We start from the raw sequence: 18939 nt of genomic DNA, 5'->3' as shown, positions 1-18939 counted from the left end.
ACTCGCGAGTAGCATTGCCGACACATTTGGGTTCACGCCCGCAAGGAGGCTTGCTGTGCCCCGTGAAGTACGCGAGGTCGTCTTCGTCGACGGCGTCCGCACCCCGTTCGGCAAGGCGGGCGGCATGTATGCCGAGACCCGCGCCGACGACCTGGTGATCCGCTGCATCCGAGAGCTGATCAAGCGCAATCCTCAGCTCCCGCCGGAGCGGGTGGACGAGGTCGCGATCGCGGCCACCACCCAGACCGGTGACCAGGGCCTGACCATCGGCCGGACCGCGGCCCTGCTGTCCGGCCTGCCCAAGACCGTCCCGGGCTACGCGATCGACCGGATGTGCGCCGGCGCGATGACCGCGGTGACCAACGTCGCCGGTGGCATCGCCATGGGCGCCTATGACGTGGCGATCGCCGGCGGTGTCGAGCACATGGGCCGGCACCCGATGGGCGAGGGCGTCGACCCGAACCCGCGGATCCTGACCGAGAAGCTCGTCGACCCGTCGGCGCTGGTGATGGGCTCGACCGCGGAGAACCTGCACGACCGCCTGCCGCAGATCACCAAGGAGCGGGTGGACGCGTACGGGCTGAACTCGCAGATCAAGACCGCCAAGGCGTACGCGAACGGAAAGCTCCAGCCGGACCTGGTCCCGGTCGCGATCCGCAGCGCCGAGCTGGGCTGGGGCCTGGCCACCGTCGACGAGGCGCCCCGCGAGACCTCGATGGAGAAGCTCGCCACGCTGAAGACCCCGTTCCGCCCGCACGGCCGGGTCACCGCGGGCAACGCGGCCGGTCTGAACGACGGCGCCACCGCGGCCCTGCTCGCCGACGAGGCGACGGCCCGCGAGCTGGGCCTGCCGGTCGCCATGCGGATGGTGTCGTTCGGCTTCGTCGGCGTCGAGCCCGAGATCATGGGGTACGGCCCGATCCCGTCGACCGAGAAGGCCCTGAAGAAGGCCGGCCTCACCATCGGCGACATCGGCCTGTTCGAGCTGAACGAGGCGTTCGCGGTGCAGGTCCTCGCGTTCCTCGATCACTACGGCATCGCCGACGACGACCCGCGGGTGAACCCGTGGGGCGGCGCGATCGCCATCGGCCACCCCCTGGCGTCCTCCGGCGTGCGCCTGATGACGCAGCTCGCCCGGCACTTCGCCGAGCACCCCGAGGTCCGTTACGGCCTCACCGCCATGTGCATCGGCATCGGCATGGGCGGCACCGTGATCTGGGAGAACCCGAACTGGGAAGGCGCGGCGAAGTGATCGAGAACCCGAACGAGGTAGTCACCAAGGCGATCGTCCGCCTGGTAACCGTCCCCGGGCTCGACAAGCCCGCGGCCCTGATCACGCTCGACAACGGTTTCGACCACAAGAAGCCGAACAGCTTCGGCCCGGGTGGGCTGACCTCGCTGGACGAGGCGATCACCAAGGCCACCGAGGCGGGCCCGTCGTTCATCGCGGTGACCGGCAAGCCGTACATCTTCTGTGTGGGTGCCGACATCACCGGCATGCCGCTGATCAAGGACCGTGAGCAGGCCGTCGAGCTGGGTGCGCTGGGCCACCGGGTGTTCGCCCGGCTGAAGAACAGCGAGATCCCGACGTTCGCGTTCGTGAACGGCGCGGCGCTCGGCGGCGGCCTCGAGGTCGCCCTGCACTGCCACTACCGCACCGTCTCCACCGGCGCGGCCGCGCTCGGCCTGCCCGAGGTCGCGATCGGCCTGGTTCCCGGCTGGGGTGGCAGCCAGCTGCTGCCGAACCTGATCGGCGCACCGGGCGCGGCGCAGGTCATCCTGCAGAACCCGCTGACCCAGAAGGTGCTGCGCCCGAAGCAGGCGAAGGAGATGGGCGTCGCCGACGCGCTCTTCGAGGCCGCCGACTTCCTGGAGAGCTCGCTCGCGTGGGCCGCCGGCGTGGTCAAGGGCGAGGTCACCGTCGAGCGTCCCGAAATCGACAGGGACATGTGGGACGGCGTGCTCTGGTTCGCCAAGCAGCAGCTCGACGAGAAGCTGCACGGCGCGGTCCCGTCCGCCAACAAGGCTCTGGAGCTGCTCGCCCTGGCCAAGGAGGCGTCCTTCGAAGACGGCACCGCGGCCGAGACCGAGGCCCTCGCCGACCTGATCATGGGTGACGAGTCCCGCGCCAGCCTCTACGCGTTCGACCTGGTGCAGCGCCGGGCGAAGCGACCGGTAGGCGTACCCGACAAAGCCCTTGCTCGTAAGGTCACCAAGGTCGGCATCATCGGTGCCGGCCTGATGGCGTCGCAGCTGGCCCTGCTCTTCCTGCGCCGCCTTCAGGTGCCGGTGGTTCTGACCGATCTCGACCAGGCGCGTGTCGACAAGGGCGTGGCCTACGTCAACGAGCAGATCGACAAGCTGGTCGGCAAGCGGCGGATGGACGAGGGCACCGCGGCCAAGCTGCGCGGCCTGATCAGCGGCTCGGTCGACAAGTCGGTCTTCGCGGACGCCGACTTCGTGATCGAGGCGGTCTTCGAGAACCTCGACCTGAAGAAGCAGATCTGGGCCGAGCTCGAGAAGATCGTCTCCGCCGAGGCGATCCTGGCGACGAACACCAGCTCGCTGTCGATCACCGAGATGGCCGCCGACCTGGAGCACCCGGAGCGGGTTGTCGGCTTCCACTTCTTCAACCCGGTCGCGGTCCTCCCGCTCCTCGAGATCATCAAGGGCGAGCGGACCGACGACCCCACGCTGGCCACCGCGTTCGAGGTCGGCAAGCAGCTGAAGAAGTCGTCGGTGCTGGTCAAGGACGCCCCGGCGTTCGTGGTCAACCGGGTGCTGACCCGTTTCACCAGCGAGGTCTTCAAGGCTGTCGACGCCGGCACGCCGCTCGAGGTGGTCAACGAGGCGTTCGACCCGCTGGGCCTGCCGATGCGCCCGATCGCGCTGCTCCAGCTGGTCGGCCCGGCGGTGGCGTACCACGTGGGCGAGACGCTGCACACGGCCTTCCCGGACCGCTACGTGGACTCCCCCAACCTCAAGAAGATCGTCGACGCCGGCCTGCCGCTGCTCGTCGACGACGAGGTCAACCCCGAGGTGGTCAAGGTCCTGGAGATCGGCTCGGCGCCGTTGACCGCCGATGAGGTACGGGCCAAGGCGCTCGAAGCTCTCGCACAGGAGATTCGGATCATGCTCGACGAGGGTGTGGTCGCCGAGGCACAGGACATCGACCTGTGCATGATCCTCGGCGCCGGGTACCCGTTCCACCTCGGTGGGATCACGCCGTACCTGGACCGCAGCGGCACCGCCGAGCGGGTCACCGGCAAGCGGTTCCTGCCCGACGGCATGGCGAACGTCCGCGGCTAGGTCTTCTGCTGGAGCCCCGTCCGATCCGGGCGGGGCTTCACGCTGGCGGTCGCGGCCACCACGGGCGTCGTGTCGGCGGCCGGCAGCGACACCGTGACCTCCAGCCCGCCACCCTCCTGAGCCACCGCGGAGACCGTGCCGCCGTGCGCGTCGCAGACCGCCCGGACGATCGACAGGCCCAGGCCGGAGCCACGCGACCCGGTCCGCTCCCAGCCGCCCCGCTGGAACGGCTCGAAGAGCCCCGGCACGTCCGCGGGCTCCACCTCGTACCCGGTGTTGCCGACCACCAGCACGGCCAGCCCGTTCACCGACCCGGTCCGCAGCCAGAGCCGCCCGAGCAGGTGGTTGTAGCGGATCGCGTTCTCGATCAGGTTGCCGGCCAGCCGGTCCAGCAGGCTCGGGTCACCGACCACGGGCGCCGGCTCCAGCTCCGTGGTGACCTCCAGCTTCATCCGCTCCGCCTCGACCCTCACCGCGGAGAGCGCGTTGTGGACGCTCGTCGCCATGTCCGCCGGGACCTTGCGGACCAGCCGCCGCCCGGACTGCGCCTCCGAGCGGGCCAGCACCAGCAGCGCGTCGACCAGGCCGTTCGCCCGCTCCGAGGCGTTGCGGACCACCTTCGCCATCCGCCGGTACTCGGCGACATCCGCCTCGTCGTCGCTGAGCGTCACGTCGATCTCGGTACGCATGACCGCGAGCGGTGTCCGCAGCTCGTGCGAGGCGTTGGCGACGAACCGTTTCTGCGAATCGAAAGCGGCCGCCAGCCGATCCAGCATCGCGTCGAACGTCCGGGCGAGGTCGGCCACCTCGTCGTCCGCACCGGAGTAGCGGATCCGCTGGTCCAGCGTCTCCTCACCGAGTCGCTGGGCGGTCTGGGTCACGTGGTGCAGGGGCCGCAGCGCGCGACCGGCCACCACGTACGCCCCGGCGATGCCGATGATCCCGATCGCGACGAGCGCGCTGAGTCCTTTGAGGAGCAGCTCGCGGGAGGCCTGCTCGACCATGTCGGTCTGCCAGGCCAGCGCCTCCCGGGTGTGGCCGTCGGCGAGCGTCACCGTTGACCCGGCGCGCAGCTCGTCGATCGGGTGCAGTGACTGCCCGACCAGCAGCCAGGCGAGCAGCACGAGCGCGACACCGGCCCCGACCAGCAGGATGCCGTTGAGCAGGGTGAGCCGCAGCCGCAGCGTGTTACGCGGCTGGAACCGCCGCCGGCTGCGGGTCTGCCCGAGATAGACGGTCACGAAGCCACAACCGGATCCGGCACCCGGTAACCGGCGCCGACCACCGTCTCGATCAGGGGCGGGTCACTGATCTTCTTGCGCAGCGTGTTGATGGTCACCCGTACGGTGGTGGTGAAGGGGTCGGTGTTGGCGTCCCAGACGCGTTCCAGCAGCTCCTCGCTGGACACCACGCCGCCCTTGGCCTTGAGCAGCTCCTCCAGCACGCCGAACTCCTTGTTGGTGAGCTCGATCGGCGCGCCGCCGCGGGTCACCACCCGCCGGGTCTGGTCCAGCACCAGGTTGCCGACGGTCAGCACCGGCGGCGCGGCCGGGGTGGCCCGCCGGCCGAGCGCCTGCACCCGGGCCACCAGCTCCTCGAAGGCGAACGGCTTCGCCAGGTAGTCGTCGGCGCCGAGTTCAAGACCCTCCACCCGGTCGGCGACAGTGCTGCTGGCGGTGAGCATCAGCACCCGGGTCAGCGCGCCGCGCGCGACCAGATCGGCACAGATGTCGTCGCCGTGCATCCCGGGCAGGTCCCGGTCGAGCACCACCACGTCGTAGCGGGTCACGTAGGCCATCTCGTGCCCTTCGAGCCCGTCGTACGCCACGTCCACGGCCATGCCCTTGCGGCGCAGCCCGCGCACGATGGCGTCGGCCAGGTTCCGCTCGTCCTCAACCACCAGCACTCGCACCGCGACCTCCACCGGCCAAACATGAATCCCGAGGTGAAGGCTACCGAATGCGCCACACCCCGACGGTGGCGTCGATCCGGCGGCACACCAGCGCGCCGGCGGAGAAGTGGCAGTCGCCGGAGACGTCGTCGGCCGCGCCGAGCACCCGGATCCGCAGGGTGGTCAGGTCGAGTACGCCGTACCAGATCCGATCCTGACCGGAAACGGTCCGCAGCACGTACGCGGTCTCCGGCTCCGGCCCCGGCCCGGCGCTCTGCCAGAGACCGGCGTCGCCGAGCACGTCACCGGTCGCCGGGTCGAGCACGTAGAGCCGGGGATACGCGGTGCCGGGCATGACGCTGAGCAGATGGCCGCCGACCCGGTCGGCGTAGTCCCAGCGGTCCGACGACCAGCGCTCCCGCCCGGTCAGCGGGTCGATCACCAGGATGCCGCGCTGTGGCAGGAACGCGCAGATGAACTCGCCGCAGGTGACCGGTCCGCGGTACCAGCTCAGGTTCATGCCGCTGCGCCAGCGCGGCTGGAGCCCGGCGTTCATGTCGTACCCGGTGGTACCGGAGCCGCCGGCGCCGACCAGCACCAGATTCCCCGCGGTCCAGAGCGAGGTGGAGCCGGACCGGCCCTCCGGCACGGTCACGGTCGCCGCCGGCCGACCGGTACGCGTGTCCCGAGCCTCCAGCCGCCCGTCACCGGTCAGCACGTAGAGCCACTGCGGATAGCCCTTGCCGTAGCTCGACACCGCCACGTCGTCCTGGCCGTTCTGGTGCACCGTCCAGCGCACGGCACCGGTGTGCAGGTCCACACCGTGCCAGTACGCCTCCCCGAAATCCGCGCCCTCCTCACGGACCAGGGCCAGGCCGTCGGCCGCCGAGACACCCTGGAGCAGGACCGGGCGCTGCCAGAGCGGCTGGTTCGACCCCGGGCGCAGCGTGATGGTGCCGAACCTGATGGTCCGCTCGTCCTGCACGGTGACCAGCATCAGGTCTCCCGCCACGTCGACGGAGAGCACGTCACCGTTGACCGTCAGGGTGTGTTCGGAGAGCAGGGTGGCGTCCGGCAGCTGGTAGGTCCGGATGGTCCGCCGACCAGTCGTCCGCGCGGGACTGATCACGAAGAGCCGGTCACCGGCCACCCGGATGGCGTCACCGAGCACGGCGGGGACCGGGACCGGCAGCACCGGCCGGTGCGGTGGCGCGGCGCCGCTGAGCGAGACGAGGAGCAGGGCGCAGAGCAGGACGAGCAGGAATCCGTAGGGCACCGGGGGCGCGGGGATCGCGGCAGCCCGCGGGCGCGGGGCACCCCGCGGCACCTCGCCGAGATCGATCAGGACACCGCTCATCCTGGCCTCCGGCTTCATTGTGCCGGGTCGGAGGTCAGATCCGGTACGCCCAGACGCGCAATCCCGAACTGTCGCGGCAGACCAGGCGGTGGTCGTCGGCGGCGCAGTCGTCGGAGTCCACGTCGGCCGTACCGAGGATCCGCAGCTCGGGGTGCCCCGGCCGCACCGCCGCGAAGATCTGCCCGCCGTCGTCGCCGTCGCGCCGGACCACCACCGTCGCGTCCGGATCCCCCGGAAGCACCCGGTCCCAGCCGGTCAGGACCACCCGGTTCGTACCGTCCCGGAGGTCGGCGAGCCGATCCGGCCGGCCGGTCCGGACCTTGGTCTCCAGCACGAAACCGGCCCGCACCGTGATGTCGATGTCCCCGTTCGCCGGCCAGGCCGGCTCTCCCGTGGCCGGGTCCAGGATGTACAGGTCGTTGCGCGGGCCCCAGCAGATCACCTGCCGGCAGTCCGGTACGTCGCCCGGCACCTCGGGCAGGTCCCGGCTCCAGAGCCGCCGCAGGGTCCGCACGTCGTACGCCACCTGCTGCCCCGGATCCCGATAGCTGATCAGGGCCACGTCACCGGCCACCGAGGCGGTCACCGGCCCGGAACCGTTCAGCTCGGGCAGGGCCACCTCGGCGCGGACGTCACCGGTGTCCCCGTCGTGCAGGGTGAGCCGGTCCGACGAGGTGATCAGGACGGCCGGCACGTCACCGTGCACCGGGTCGACGGTCACCGAGCCACCCGGCGTCGTGGTCCAGCGGACCTCGCCGGTGGCCAGATCCACACCGTGGACCTGGGTGCGGACGGGCGGTTCGGTGTGCGGTTCACCGGTCGCCGAGAAGTAGAGCGCCCCCGGGTCGCCGGAGGCCTGGTCGTAGACGGTGCCCGGCCGGAAGACCTGCTCCGCGGCCAGCCCGACGCCGCCGGTGCCGAGCAGCCACACCGCGAGCGGCAACGTCCAGCGGGTCTGCCCGGTGCGCTTGTCCAGCGCGGTGGTGGCGAAACCCTCGGACAGGAGCACGACGTCGCCCGCTTGCCGGACGGTGAACGCGCCGAAGTAGCCGCTGACCGGGTTGTAACTCATCCCGATCGGCGTCCGGGCGGTCCAGACACGGCGCGGCGGCCCGTCCAGCGCCCAGGCCGTCACCTCGTGGTATCGCTCGGACATACCCACCGTGTAGAGCCGCCCGCCGGCCAGTTGGATCGGGGTTTCCGGGTCGCCCGCCTGACCGATCGTGCCCAGCTCCCGCCAGAGCGTCGCGGCGTAGGGCGCCGCTCCGCCGAGGGCGAGCATCAGCACCGCGGTCATCAGCAGGCCGGCGTGCCGGTAGCGCCAGGGCGGGGGGCGCCGGCCGGGTGCCTGCTCGAGCGGGGCGTCGCGGTCCAGCTCGATCAGTGCCACGACCACCCCTTTTTCGTACGCCTTCAGCCCGCCACCGTGCTCGCCCGATGCTCCCAGACGATCAACTCGTCGTACATCGACCGGCAGACCAGGCGATCCGCGGTGGCCTGGCAGTCACCGGTGCCCTCCGGCAGCTCGGTGAAGAGTCGCGGCCGATCGAGGCCCGCCGCCACGACCGCGACCATGGTACGCGGACCCGGGTCGATCTCCCGGGTGACCAGCAGTTCCCCGTCCTCGGCCGTACCGGGAACCGGCTTCCACCCGGTCAGATCGGTGAGCACCTGGCCGGTCGCCGGGTCCACCTCGGCCACCGGCTGGTCGGTGCCGGTGGCCGTCGGCCCGTAGGCGACGGTCCGGCTGCCGAACCGCTCGATCGACCGCCAGGCCGGCTGCCGCCAGCGCTCGGCCCCGGTACCCGTCTCGATGGCCCGGACGCCGTTGCGCCCCGTCAGGCAGGCCAGCTCGCCGCACGCACGCACCCGCTCGGTCCCTCGCGCCAGCCTGGTCCACAACGGCTGGAGCGTCCCCGCGTCATAGGCGGAGACCTGGATCCCGTACGAGCCGGGGTGCCGCAGCAGCACCACACCACCGACGGCCACCGGGTTGTCGGGATCGTAATCGGTCATCGGAAGCTTCCGGCTGGCCAGGTGGGCGCCGCTCGTCACGTCGTAGAGGTCGGCGACCTGATCGTCGCGCACGAGCATGATCCAGGACGGCCCGCCGCCGGTACCGGGCACGCTGGTCAGCACTGCGGTGTTCGGCACCCGCACCCGCCAGCGGGCCAGGCCGATCGCCGGGTCCAGCACCTCGACCGTGTTCTGCACCCGGCGCCGGCCGCTGGACGAGCTGCGCACACCGTCCACCGCGAACAGCAGCGAGGCACCGGGGAAGGCGACCACGTTGTGCGGGGTGTGCCACTGCCGATCACCACTGGTCAGGGCCACGGCCGTGGTGCCCGGGTCCACGCCGCGGACCGTCGACGGTTGCAGCAGCAGGAGCCCGCCGGCCGTCCGCAGGCGATAGACCGGCTCGTTCTGGACCACCTGCCAGTGCCGCTCACCGTCGGCCAGCCGGTACGAGCTGAGCAGCCCCGCCGACTGGACGAGCAGACGGCCGCCGGTGATGGCGTACGGATCACCGGGCCCGATCGGAACCCGCAGCACCTCGGCGATCGGCGCGGGGGCCGGTGGCACCGAGGCCGCGGTGGTGAGCAGCAGCAGGACGGCGACGAGCGCCGGACCGAACCAGGACGGCGTCGTGCGCCGCCCCGGCCGGTGGTACGACTCGGGCTCTCCGCGTTCCAGGCCGAGGTCGATGACGGCGATGTCGCTGAAGGTGTCCGCGCCCATCCATCAAAGGTAACGGTTGCGTAACAAAAGCGCCCGTCGTGGCGACCCCCAAGATCAGATCGAGGCTTGCGACTCCCCGACCGGCGCGGATTCCTCCAGGCCGGACACCCACCCGGTCACGTCCCGGGCGATGTCCTGCGCGGTCAGCCCGACGCTGGTGAGGACCTCCGCCCGGCTGCCGTGCGGGTGGAAGCCGACCGGCACACCGAAGTCGCGCAGCGGCACGGTCACCCCGGCGTCGCGCAGGGCACTCGCCACGGCGTCACCGACGCCACCGGCGCGCACGCCGTCCTCGCAGGTCACCACATACCGGTGCCGGGCGGCCAGGCCGGTCAGCTCGATCGGGACCGGGCGCACCCAGCGAGGGTCGACGACGGTCACGCCGTACCCCTGCTCGGCGAGCCGCTCCGCGACGTCCAGTCCCAGCCCGGCGAACGAACCCACCGCGACCAGCAGGATGTCCTTGCGCTCGTCCTCACGCAGCACGTCCACCTGGCCGACCCGGCGCAGCGCCGGCATGTCCGGCGCGACGGAGCCGGTCGGGAACCGCACGATCGTCGGGCCGTCGTCGACGGCGACCGCCTCACGCAGCTCCTCGCGCAGCGTCGCGGCGTCCCTGGGCGCGGCGATCCGCATGCCCGGCACCACACCGAAGACGCTCATGTCCCACATGCCGTAGTGGCTCGGCCCGTCCGGCCCGGTGATCCCGGCCCGGTCCAGCACGAAGGTCACCGGCAGCCGGTGCATCGCGACGTCGAGCAGCACCTGGTCGAACGCCCGGTTCAGGAACGTCGCGTAGACCGCGACCACCGGGTGCAACCCGCCCATCGCCAGACCGGCCGCGCTCGTCGCCGCGTGCTGCTCGGCGATCCCCACGTCGTATGTCCGCTCCGGATACTTCTTCGCCAGGGCGGCGATGCCGGTCGGCTCGGCCATCGCGGCGGTGATGCCCACCACGTCCGGGCGCTCGTCGGCGATCTTCACCAGCTCCTCGGCGAAGACCTTCGTCCACTTCAGCGTGGGAGCGGCGAGCAGCTTGCCGGTCTCCACGTCGAAGGCGCTGCTCGGGCCGTGCAGGCAGTCCGCCTCGTCCTGCTCGGCGGGGCGGTAGCCGTAGCCCTTGCGGGTGACGGCGTGCACGATCACCGGTGCGTCGAAGCCCTTCGCCCGGCGCAATGCCGACTCCATCGCCTGCAGGTCGTGCCCGTCGACCGGCCCGATGTATTTCAGGCCGAGGTCCTCGAACATCGGCTGCGGGCTGACCGCGTCCTTGATGCCCCGCTTGACCGCGTGCAGCACCTCGAAGACCGGCTTGCCCACCACGGGCGTCTGGCCGAGCGCGTCCTTCACCAGGTCGAGAACCTTCTCGTAGCCCGGGTTGAGGCGCAGCGTGGAGAGGTGGTCGGCGAGCCCGCCGATGGTCGGCGCGTAGGAGCGGCCGTTGTCGTTGACGACGATGACCAGCCGGTTGCGGCTGGCGGCGATGTTGTTGAGCGCCTCCCAGCACATGCCGCCGGTCAGGGCGCCGTCACCGACGACGGCGACCACGTGACGGTCCTCACCGCGCAGCGCGAACGCCTTGGCCAGACCGTCCGCATACGACAGAGCGGTGGAGGCGTGCGAGTTCTCGATGAGGTCGTGCTCGCTCTCCGCCTGGCTCGGGTAGCCGGTGAGGCCACCCCGCTGGCGGAGCAGGTCGAAGCCGTCCTGCCGGCCCGTCACGATCTTGTGTACGTATGACTGGTGACCGGTGTCGAAGAGAACCTTGTCCCGCGGCGAATCGAAGACCCGGTGCATGGCGAGGGTCATCTCGACCACGCCCAGGTTCGGTCCGAGGTGCCCACCGGTGCGGGAGACCTTGGCAACGAGGAAGTCTCGGATCTCGGCCGCGAGCAGGGTCAACTGCTCCGTGGTCAGTCGCTTCAGGTCACCGGGGGCGGTGATGGTCGTCAGCAGGCCGGCCGGGCTCGAGGGGGAGTCGCTCATGAGGGTGGAGTCTATCCGGGCCGCGCCGCAACGCGACTGGAGCGAACGGCTGGAGCCATGCCCTCCACACAACCTCCACATCCCCCTTCCGGACAATCCGGGCGGTCGCCCGTCCTGCCGCCCCGCTTCCCGCCTTCCCGCCTTCCCGCCTTCCCGTCATCCCGTCATCCCGTCATCCCGTCATCCCGGAGGGTCCCGGCATCCCTCCCGTAGGGCCCTGGCATCCTGGAGGGTACGAAGCGACTGGCGGCACAGGGATGGTCGGAACCATCGGGGAGCTCGTCACGAGGAGTCGACCGCCTGGGCTCCCGGCTGAGGAGACACATGTCCAACGCTCGTTTGCTTCCCGGCGCACCCGTCGCCGAGGCCGTTCTCGACGACGTCAAGGCACGCGTCGCCCGCCTCAGGGAGCGCGGGGTCCAGCCCAGCCTCGCCACCATCCTGGTCGGTGACGACGACGCCAGCGCCGGCTACATCCGGATCAAGCAGAAGCAGGCGGCCGAGTTGGGCTTCGCCTCGCCGCACGAGCACCTGAGCGGCGACATCACCCAGGACGACCTGCTCCGCGTGATCGCCGGCTTCAACGACGACAAGGACGTGCACGGCGTCCTCATCCAGTACCCGATCCCGGCCCACCTGGACTACGACGCGGCCCTGCAGACCCTCGACCCCGACAAGGACGTCGACGGCATGCACCCGCTCAACATGGGCCGCCTCGCGGTCGGCCTCCCCGGCCCGCTCCCCTGCACCCCCGCCGGCATCGAGGCGCTGCTCGCCTTCCACAACATCCCGATCTCCGGCCGCGAAGTGGTCATTCTCGGTCGCGGCGCCACCCTGGGCCGCCCGCTGGCCATGCTGCTCGCCCAGAAGCGCCCCACCGCCAACGCCGCCGTCACCGTCGTGCACACCGGCGTACCCGACTGGGACCGCTACACCCGCCGCGCCGACGTCCTGATCGCCGCCGCCGGCGTACCCGGCATCATCCAGCCCGACCACGTGAAACCCGGCGCCGTCGTGGTCGGCGCCGGCGTCCGCTACGAGGGCCGCCGCCTCCTCCCCGACGTCGACGAGTCCTGCGCCGACGTGGCCGGCGCCATCACACCCCGAGTCGGCGGCGTAGGCCCCACCACAGTCGCCATGCTCTTCCGCAACGCCGTCTCCGCCGCCGAGCGCGCCACGCCCTGATCACCACCCTGCCCAACACCAACCCGTCCCCCGCCCCGCCCCGCCGCCAGCCGCCTTAAGCCCGTCGGCCCCGCCGCTCCGTCCGCGCCCGCCCGCCGCTCCGTCCGCGCCCGCCCGCCGCTCCGTCCGCGCCCGCCCGCCGCTCCGTACGCGCCCGCCCGCCGCCGCCCCTTCCCGCGATCTTGTGGAGTTACGGCTCACCGCCGCTGCGCAACCCCACAAGACCGCGGAGGGCGGAGGGCGGAGGGCGGAGCCGCGAGCGGCGGGGCGGGGACGTGTCAGGTGGGGAGGAGGAGGGCTACGGACTCGATGTGCTGGGTCATCGGGAAGCAGTCGAAGGCGCGTACCTCAGCGACCCGCCACCCCAGCGACCGGAACGTCTTCAGATCCCGCGCCAGCGCAGCCGGATCACAGGCCACATAGGCGACAGCCCGCGGCCCGGCCTCCGCCACCGCCCGAACCACCTGCGCGCCGGCACCCGTCCGCGGCGGATCGAGCACCACGAGATCGACCGGCCCGGCGACCCGCCGCCGTTGCAGCGCGACCTCGACCTTGGCCGCCACCACCTCCACCGAGGGCAGATCCGCCAGGTTGGCCCGAGCCGCCGCCACACCGATCGACGACGACTCCACCACGATGGTCCGCGCACCGGTCCGCGCCGCCAGGGCAGCCGCGAACAGGCCGGCTCCCCCGTACAGGTCCCAGGCGGCCTCGCCCTCGGCGGGACGCAACATCTCCAGGACGACACCGACGAGCGTGTCGGCCGCGGCTGGGTGCACCTGCCAGAAGCCCTCAGGCGGTACGCGGAACGCCCGCCCATCGGCAATTTCGGACACCTCGTCGGGCCCGGACAGCCGGACGAGTCCCCCCGACGCGGGCTCGCCGAGGTCGTCAGCCGGCTGTGGGGCGCGGCTGCCGGCCGGGCGAGCGAGGACCGCCACGTCCCCGCCCGTCGAGGCGACCGCCTGCAGTGCGTCGGCGTCGGTCCAGTCGCGCTGGAGCAGGTCGAGGTCCTGGATCGCCGGGTGGGCGATCAGGCACCGGTCGATCCGGACGACCTGGTGGGACCGGTGCTGGAGCAGGCCGGGGTGGTCGGCGGCGTCGACGGCGTAGCGGACCCGGCTGCGCCAGCCGAGCAGGCGTGTCGCGTCGTCCGGGCCGGGTAGTGCTTCCACCCGTACCGGATGATCTTTGAGACCGGCCAGACGCTCGAGCTGTTCCCGGACCACCGAGGTCTTCCAGCGCAGCTGTGCGTCGCCTGCGACGTGCTGGAGGTCGCAGCCGCCGCACCCGCCCGGATGGGCGTAGGGACAGGGCGGCGTGACGCGGTCCGGTGAGGCCTCGTGGATCTCCACGGCGTCACCCCGCAGATAGCCGCGGTGCAGCTCGGTGATCTCGACGGTGACCCGCTCGCCGGGCAGCGCGTGCCGGACGAAGACCACCTGGCCGTGCGGTCCGCCGATGCGGGCGACGCAGTGGCCGCCGTGAGCCGGGGCTCCGGCGGTCACCTCGACCCGGTCGCCCTGGACGAGTTCGGTGGGGTCGGCGGTCATTTTTCCTCGCTGGGTCGGGGTGGTTCGGGTGTCTCGCCGCGCTGGCGAGGTCCGCGGGCCGGTGCCCGGGTCAGGCCGCGGTCCAGGCGTTCGAGGTCGCGGTCCTGGCTGGAGCGCAGCTGCCACGGCACGCTGGTGACCATCACGCCGGGCTCGAAGAGCAGCCGGCCCTTGATCCGCAGGGCGCTCTGGTTGTGCAGCAGATTCTCCCACCAGCGCCCGACCACGTATTCCGGGACGAAGACGGTGACCACGTCGCGGGGCGAGGAGCGGCGCACGCTCTTGACGAAGTCGATGATCGGCCGGGTGATCTCCCGGTAGGGCGAGTCGACGACGGTCAGCGGCACCGGCAGCTGTCGCCGTTCCCACTCCTGCTGGATGTTGCGGGTGTCCTTGTCGTCGACGTTGACGGTGACCGCGGTGAGCGTGTCCGGGCGGGTCGCCTGCGCGTAGGCGAGCGCACGCAGCGTCGGCATGTGCACCTTGCTGACCAGGACGACGGCGTGGTTGCGCGACGGCAGCACCGGCCGTTCCTCGGTCGGCGTCAGCTCCTGGGCGACCCGCGTGTAGTGCCGGTGGATGGCGACCATCAGCCCGTAGATGACCACCATCATGGTGATCGCGATCCACGCACCCAGTAGGAACTTGGTGATCAGGACGACGATCAGGACGGCGCCGGTGAGGCACATGCCGAACGCGTTGATGGCCCGGGACCGGAACATGCGCCGGCGGCGTTCCGGATCTCGCTGATTCCGCAGCAGCCTGTTCCAGTGCAGGATCATGCCCAGCTGGGACAGCGTGAAGGAGACGAAGACGCCGACGATGTAGAGCTGGATCAGGCGGGTGACCTCGGCCTGGAAGGCGACGATGAGCACCATCGCCGCGACCGCCAGGAAGGTGATGCCGTTGCTGAACGCCAGGCGATCGCCCCGGGTGTGCAGCTGCCGTGGCAGGTACCGGTCCTGCGCGAGGATCGAGCCGAGCACCGGGAAGCCGTTGAACGCGGTGTTGGCGGCCAGGAAGAGGATCATCGCGGTGACCGCGCCGACCAGGATGAACATCACCGATCCGGCGCCGAACACCGTCTCGGCCAGCTGGGTGGTCACCGTCTTCTGCACGTAGTTCGGCGGGCCGGACAGGATCTGCAGTGCCTCGTTCTCGACGTATTGCAGGTGGGTGGCGCGAGCGAGCGCGATGATGCCGAAGAGCATCACGATCGCCAGGCCGCCGAGCAGCATCAGCGTGGTCGCCGCGTTCTTGCTCTTCGGCTTCTTGAAGGCGGGTACGCCGTTGGAGATCGCCTCGACCCCGGTCAGTGCCGCGCAACCGGAGGAGAACGTCCGCAGCAGCAGGAACACGAAGCCGATCTCGGTGAAGTGGTGCTCCTCGGCGTCGATCACCAGGCTGGCACTGGGCGCCTGCAGGTCCTGGCCGAGCACGAAGATCCGGATCAGGCCGGTGGCGATCATGCCGACGATCATGATGATGAACAGGTACGTGGGCACCGCGAACGCCGTACCGGATTCACGCAGCCCGCGCAGGTTGAGGGCGCTGAGCAGGATCACCGCGGCGATGGCCACGCCGACCTTGTTCTCCGCCACCCAGGGCACCACCGAGCCCAGGTTGCTGACCCCCGAGGAGACGGAGACGGCGACCGTGAGGATGTAGTCGACGAGCAGGGCGCTCGCCACACCGAGTCCGGCCCTGGGACCCAGGTTGACCGTGGCCACCTCGTAGTCACCGCCACCGGACGGGTACGCGTGGACGTTCTGCCGATAGCTGGCGACCACCGTCACCATCACCACGGCGACCGCGAGCGTCACCCAGGGCGAATAGACGTAGGCGGCGGTGCCGGCGATGGAGAGGGTCAGCAGGATCTCGTCGGGTGCGTACGCCACGCTGGAAAGCGCGTCGCTCGCGAAAACGGGCAGCGCGATCCGCTTCGGCAGCAGCGTGTGCTGCAGCCGGTCCGAGCGGAACGGCCTGCCCAGAAGCAGCCGCTTGGCTAGAGAGGTGGTACTCGCCACGAGTGCCAAGAGTACGGGCGCCCGGTGAGCCGCGGAGGGCGCCCCGGACACCGGTGGTGGAAGGCGCATGGCAGGCTCACACTGAGCAATTTTCAACCTGGCATCGGGCCTGAAGCTGCCGGGCCGTTGTCCGGTGCCGGCGGCCGAGGCCCTCGCCACGTTGAAAGAGGCTCACTCGTCCGTAGTGATTCGGGAGGGCACGAACCGTGCACGTGGTGATCATGGGGTGCGGCCGGCTCGGTTCCACGCTGGCTCAGAAGCTTGACGCGCAGGGTCATCACGTGGCCGTGATCGACAGGGACGCCGAGTCCTTCCGCAGGCTGGGCGACAATTTCGGCGGCGTCACGGTCAACGGGATCGGCTTCGACCGCGACGTCCTGCGTGCCTCCGGCATCGAGCGGGCGGACGCCTTCGCGGCGGTCTCCAGCGGCGACAACTCCAACATCATCTCGGCTCGCCTGGCCCGGGAGACGTTCGGCGTGAGCCGGGTGGTGGCCCGGATCTACGACTCCCGGCGTGCCCAGGTCTACGAGCGGCTTGGCATCCCGACGATCGCGACGATCCGGTGGGCCGCCGACCGGATGTTCCGCTTCCTCGTCCCCGAGGATCGGTACGAGGTGTTCCGGGACCCGACGAGCGTGGTCAGCATCGTGGAGGCGCCACTGCACCGCGACTGGATCGGGCAGCCGGTGAAATACCTGGAGGAGCGGACCGGAGCGCGCGTCGCGTACCTCACGAGGTTCGGTATGGGTCTGCTCGCCCAGCCCTCCACCGTGCTCCAGGACGGTGACCAGGTCTTCCTGCTGGTGACCGACGAAACCGTCGGCAACGTGCTGGACATCGCCGAGCGCGCCGACAAGGAAGGTCTCTGACCATGCGCATCGCCATCGCCGGGGCCGGGAACGTCGGCCGGTCCATCGCGCAGGAACTGATCGGCAACGGGCACGAAGTGATGCTCATCGAGCGGCAGCCCCGGCAGCTCTGCCCCGAGCGGGTGCCGCAGGCGCGGTGGGTGCTCGCCGACGCCTGCGAGCTGACCAGCCTGGAGGAGGCCGACCTGGCGTCCTGCGACGTGGTGGTGGCCGCCACCGGCGACGACAAGGCGAACCTGGTGGTCTCGCTGCTCGCCAAGACGGAGTTCGCGGTGGCGCGGGTGGTGGCCCGGGTCAACCGCGCCGAGAACGAGTGGCTCTTCAACGAGCAGTGGGGCGTCGACGTCGCGGTCAGCAAGCCGCGCCTGATGGCCGCGCTCGTCGAGGAGGCGGTGACGGTCGGCGACCTGGTCCGGCTGATGACCTTCCGGCAGGGCGAGGCGAACCTGGTCGAGATCACGCTGCCCCGCAACGCGCCCTACGAGGGTCAGCCGCTGCGCGAGGTCCCGATGCCCCGTGACGTGGCCCTGGTGGCCATCCTGCGCGGCAAGCGGGTGGTGGTGCCGACCCCGGACGACCCGCTGGAGGCCGGCGACGAGCTGATCTTCGTGTGCACCAGCGAGGTGGAGGACCAGATCCGCGCCGTGGTGATCGGCGACGCCTAGGCGTTGCCCTGTGCCTGCGTGTCCCCCACGGCCGGGGCAGTGTCGGCAGGCTCGGCATCGCGGCGCTGTGCCGAGGTCACCCGGTGGATCGCCCACGCGGTGTAGGCGAAGGTCGCGGCGTAGATCGGCCAGCTCACCAGGATCCGGACGATGCCGAGCGCGTTCGCCTCGTCGGCCAGATACAGGTAGTACTGAATGCCGGCGCGCAGGCAGAGGGAGACCACCCAGAGCAGGGTGAGCCACTGGAAGGTCCGGAAGAGCCGGGCGTTGCCGAACCAGTCCTGGTGCCCCTTGTTGGCCATGATGCCCCAGGCGTAGCCGATCAGCGGCTTGCGGAACACCACGGAGAGCAGCAGCACCGCTGCCTGCCCGAAGGTGAGCAGGATGCCGGGCAGGTAGAAGTTCTTGGCGTCACCGGTGCGCCACGCCAGCCAGGCGCCGATCGCGATGCCGAAGAGCCCGTTGACCGCGTGCCGGATCGGCTGCCGGCGTGCCAGCCGGACGGCTCCGATGACCAGCGCCGAACCGACCGAACCGATGATCGCCCAGAGCAGGGCCTGGCGCTTCTCCAGGCCCGCCACCGACTCGCCGAGCAGCACGTTCAGCAGGACGAAGGTGAGCACCGGGAGGCTCGACTCGACAAGACCGCGCACACCGCCGAGTTGCTCGGCGATCTGCTCGCTCATCGACGGGAAGGGCTCTTCCTCGTCGTCGTCCTTCGTCGTGCGCCCGGCCACCGGCGTCGCCGCCGCACCGGGAAGGGGCTTCGGGTTGAGCCCGCTCTCCTCGATGATCTGGTCAGCGAGCGGATGAAGATCGAGTTCTTCGACGATCTCCTCCGCGATCCGCTCCTCGACCGACTCGTGCGCGGCGTGGCGCGGATCGCTGCCAGTCACCGGGGCGCCTCCAGCTCGTAGTACGGGTTGTAGATCACCTTACGGTCGTCCCGGACGGCGATCCGGCCGCGCGCGGTGAGCTGGCGCCCCGGTTCGATGCCGGTGATCGACCGGCGCCCCAGGAAGACCAGCGTGACCACGTCGCTGCCGTCGTAGAGGTCTGCCTCCAGCGTCGGCAGATTCGTGCGAGGAGTGTACGCCACGGTCCGCAGTCGTCCCGACACCGAGACGACCTGACCCCGCTGACAATCCCCCGCCGGGACCGCACCGCACTTGGCGCTGTCCCGCTGCAACTGTTCCGCGTCGAGCTGCTCCTCGCTGGCTGTGAGCCGGCTGAGGAACTTGCGCAGACCGGTGCGCTCTTCGGTGGTCATGACTCCGCAGTCACCTTCCTGGACGCAACGCGGGTCTCGGACGGCACAGTGTGCGCGCGGGCCCGAACCCCACGGTACGCCCGAA

15 protein-coding genes and 1 riboswitch are annotated in these 18939 nt (G+C 70.8%); of the genes, 5 read left to right on the top strand and 10 right to left on the bottom strand.

Going from position 1 to position 18939, the window contains the following annotated elements:
- Positions 1-55: 55 nt before the first annotated feature.
- Both ACFQV6_RS00905 and ACFQV6_RS00900 read left to right on the top strand, forming a co-directional pair.
- Positions 56-1252 (top strand): thiolase family protein, encoded by a 1197-nt coding sequence (locus tag ACFQV6_RS00905; protein WP_378025324.1) that lies wholly within the window; start codon positions 56-58, stop codon positions 1250-1252.
- Entirely contained in the window at positions 1249-3309 is a 2061-nt protein-coding gene (locus ACFQV6_RS00900; protein ID WP_378025323.1) for a 3-hydroxyacyl-CoA dehydrogenase NAD-binding domain-containing protein, read from the top strand. Before ACFQV6_RS00905 ends, ACFQV6_RS00900 begins: the two co-directional genes overlap by 4 nt.
- Here the strand turns inward: ACFQV6_RS00900 and ACFQV6_RS00895 are convergent.
- From ACFQV6_RS00895 to dxs, 6 genes are read right to left on the bottom strand one after another with little or no spacing between them, the layout of a single operon-like run.
- Entirely contained in the window at positions 3306-4550 is a 1245-nt protein-coding gene (locus ACFQV6_RS00895) for a sensor histidine kinase (RefSeq protein WP_378025322.1), read from the bottom strand. The two genes, ACFQV6_RS00900 and ACFQV6_RS00895, sit on opposite strands and share 4 nt — an antisense overlap.
- The gene (locus ACFQV6_RS00890; protein ID WP_378025321.1) at positions 4547-5221 is read right to left on the bottom strand and encodes a response regulator transcription factor; all 675 of its coding nucleotides are present in this window, start codon (positions 5219-5221) and stop codon (positions 4547-4549) included. Before ACFQV6_RS00890 ends, ACFQV6_RS00895 begins: the two co-directional genes overlap by 4 nt.
- A gap of 40 nt (positions 5222-5261) precedes the next feature.
- Positions 5262-6557, bottom strand: a complete 1296-nt coding sequence (locus ACFQV6_RS00885; protein WP_378025320.1) for a PQQ-binding-like beta-propeller repeat protein — start codon at positions 6555-6557, stop codon at positions 5262-5264.
- Positions 6558-6591: 34 nt separating this feature from the next.
- Positions 6592-7947 carry a PQQ-binding-like beta-propeller repeat protein gene (locus tag ACFQV6_RS00880; protein ID WP_378025319.1) on the bottom strand — a complete coding sequence of 452 codons (1356 nt, stop codon included), beginning with the start codon at positions 7945-7947 and terminating at the stop codon, positions 6592-6594.
- A 23-nt stretch (positions 7948-7970) separates the two neighbouring features.
- Complete coding sequence (locus tag ACFQV6_RS00875) at positions 7971-9296, bottom strand: PQQ-binding-like beta-propeller repeat protein (protein ID WP_378025318.1); 1326 nt, start codon at positions 9294-9296, stop codon at positions 7971-7973.
- 54 nt (positions 9297-9350) lie between these two features.
- Positions 9351-11282, bottom strand: coding sequence for a 1-deoxy-D-xylulose-5-phosphate synthase (dxs, locus tag ACFQV6_RS00870; RefSeq protein ID WP_378025317.1), 1932 nt, complete (start codon positions 11280-11282; stop codon positions 9351-9353).
- Positions 11283-11511: 229 nt separating this feature from the next.
- Positions 11512-11595: riboswitch (ZMP/ZTP riboswitch) on the top strand.
- Positions 11596-11606: 11 nt separating this feature from the next.
- Here dxs and ACFQV6_RS00865 point away from each other — a divergent pair.
- On the top strand, positions 11607-12467 hold the full coding sequence (locus ACFQV6_RS00865) for a bifunctional 5,10-methylenetetrahydrofolate dehydrogenase/5,10-methenyltetrahydrofolate cyclohydrolase (RefSeq protein ID WP_378025316.1): 861 nt from the start codon (positions 11607-11609) through the stop codon (positions 12465-12467).
- A 278-nt stretch (positions 12468-12745) separates the two neighbouring features.
- Here the strand turns inward: ACFQV6_RS00865 and ACFQV6_RS00860 are convergent, their stop codons facing one another.
- Complete coding sequence (locus tag ACFQV6_RS00860) at positions 12746-14020, bottom strand: class I SAM-dependent RNA methyltransferase (protein ID WP_378025315.1); 1275 nt, start codon at positions 14018-14020, stop codon at positions 12746-12748.
- Positions 14017-16047, bottom strand: coding sequence for an APC family permease (locus ACFQV6_RS00855; RefSeq protein WP_378025314.1), 2031 nt, complete (start codon positions 16045-16047; stop codon positions 14017-14019). The genes ACFQV6_RS00860 and ACFQV6_RS00855 overlap by 4 nt, the downstream gene beginning before the upstream one ends.
- Positions 16048-16253: 206 nt before the next feature.
- On the opposite strand from ACFQV6_RS00855, the gene ACFQV6_RS00850 reads away from it, so the two are divergent.
- Positions 16254-16919, top strand: a complete 666-nt coding sequence (locus ACFQV6_RS00850; RefSeq protein ID WP_378025313.1) for a potassium channel family protein — start codon at positions 16254-16256, stop codon at positions 16917-16919.
- Positions 16916-17584: a potassium channel family protein gene (locus ACFQV6_RS00845; RefSeq protein ID WP_378025758.1), complete on the top strand. Its 669-nt coding sequence runs from the start codon at positions 16916-16918 to the stop codon at positions 17582-17584. The genes ACFQV6_RS00850 and ACFQV6_RS00845 overlap by 4 nt, the downstream gene beginning before the upstream one ends.
- Here the strand turns inward: ACFQV6_RS00845 and ACFQV6_RS00840 are convergent.
- The gene (locus ACFQV6_RS00840) at positions 17581-18480 is read right to left on the bottom strand and encodes a DUF3159 domain-containing protein (protein ID WP_378025312.1); all 900 of its coding nucleotides are present in this window, start codon (positions 18478-18480) and stop codon (positions 17581-17583) included. The genes ACFQV6_RS00845 and ACFQV6_RS00840 overlap by 4 nt on opposite strands.
- Positions 18477-18854, bottom strand: coding sequence for an OB-fold nucleic acid binding domain-containing protein (locus tag ACFQV6_RS00835; protein ID WP_378025311.1), 378 nt, complete (start codon positions 18852-18854; stop codon positions 18477-18479). Before ACFQV6_RS00835 ends, ACFQV6_RS00840 begins: the two co-directional genes overlap by 4 nt.
- Positions 18855-18939 lie beyond the last annotated feature (85 nt).

The sequence above is a fragment of the Actinoplanes sp. GCM10030250 genome, from assembly GCF_042666575.1.
Classification (GTDB): domain Bacteria; phylum Actinomycetota; class Actinomycetes; order Mycobacteriales; family Micromonosporaceae; genus Actinoplanes.
Note: the sequence above shows the minus strand (reverse complement) of the source record. Positions and strands in the feature narration are given on the sequence as shown.

What these genes read in the sequence shown, in the direction of transcription:
- ACFQV6_RS00885 (WP_378025320.1), bottom strand. Translation starts at nt 6,557, where the DNA reads ATGAGCGGTGTCCTGATCGATCTCGGCGAGGTGCCGCGGGGTGCCCCG.
- ACFQV6_RS00875 (WP_378025318.1), bottom strand. Translation starts at nt 9,296, where the DNA reads ATGGGCGCGGACACCTTCAGCGACATCGCCGTCATCGACCTCGGCCTG.
- dxs (WP_378025317.1), bottom strand. Translation starts at nt 11,282, where the DNA reads ATGAGCGACTCCCCCTCGAGCCCGGCCGGCCTGCTGACGACCATCACC.
- ACFQV6_RS00865 (WP_378025316.1), top strand. Translation starts at nt 11,607, where the DNA reads ATGTCCAACGCTCGTTTGCTTCCCGGCGCACCCGTCGCCGAGGCCGTT.
- ACFQV6_RS00860 (WP_378025315.1), bottom strand. Translation starts at nt 14,020, where the DNA reads ATGACCGCCGACCCCACCGAACTCGTCCAGGGCGACCGGGTCGAGGTG.
- ACFQV6_RS00835 (WP_378025311.1), bottom strand. Translation starts at nt 18,854, where the DNA reads ATGACCACCGAAGAGCGCACCGGTCTGCGCAAGTTCCTCAGCCGGCTC.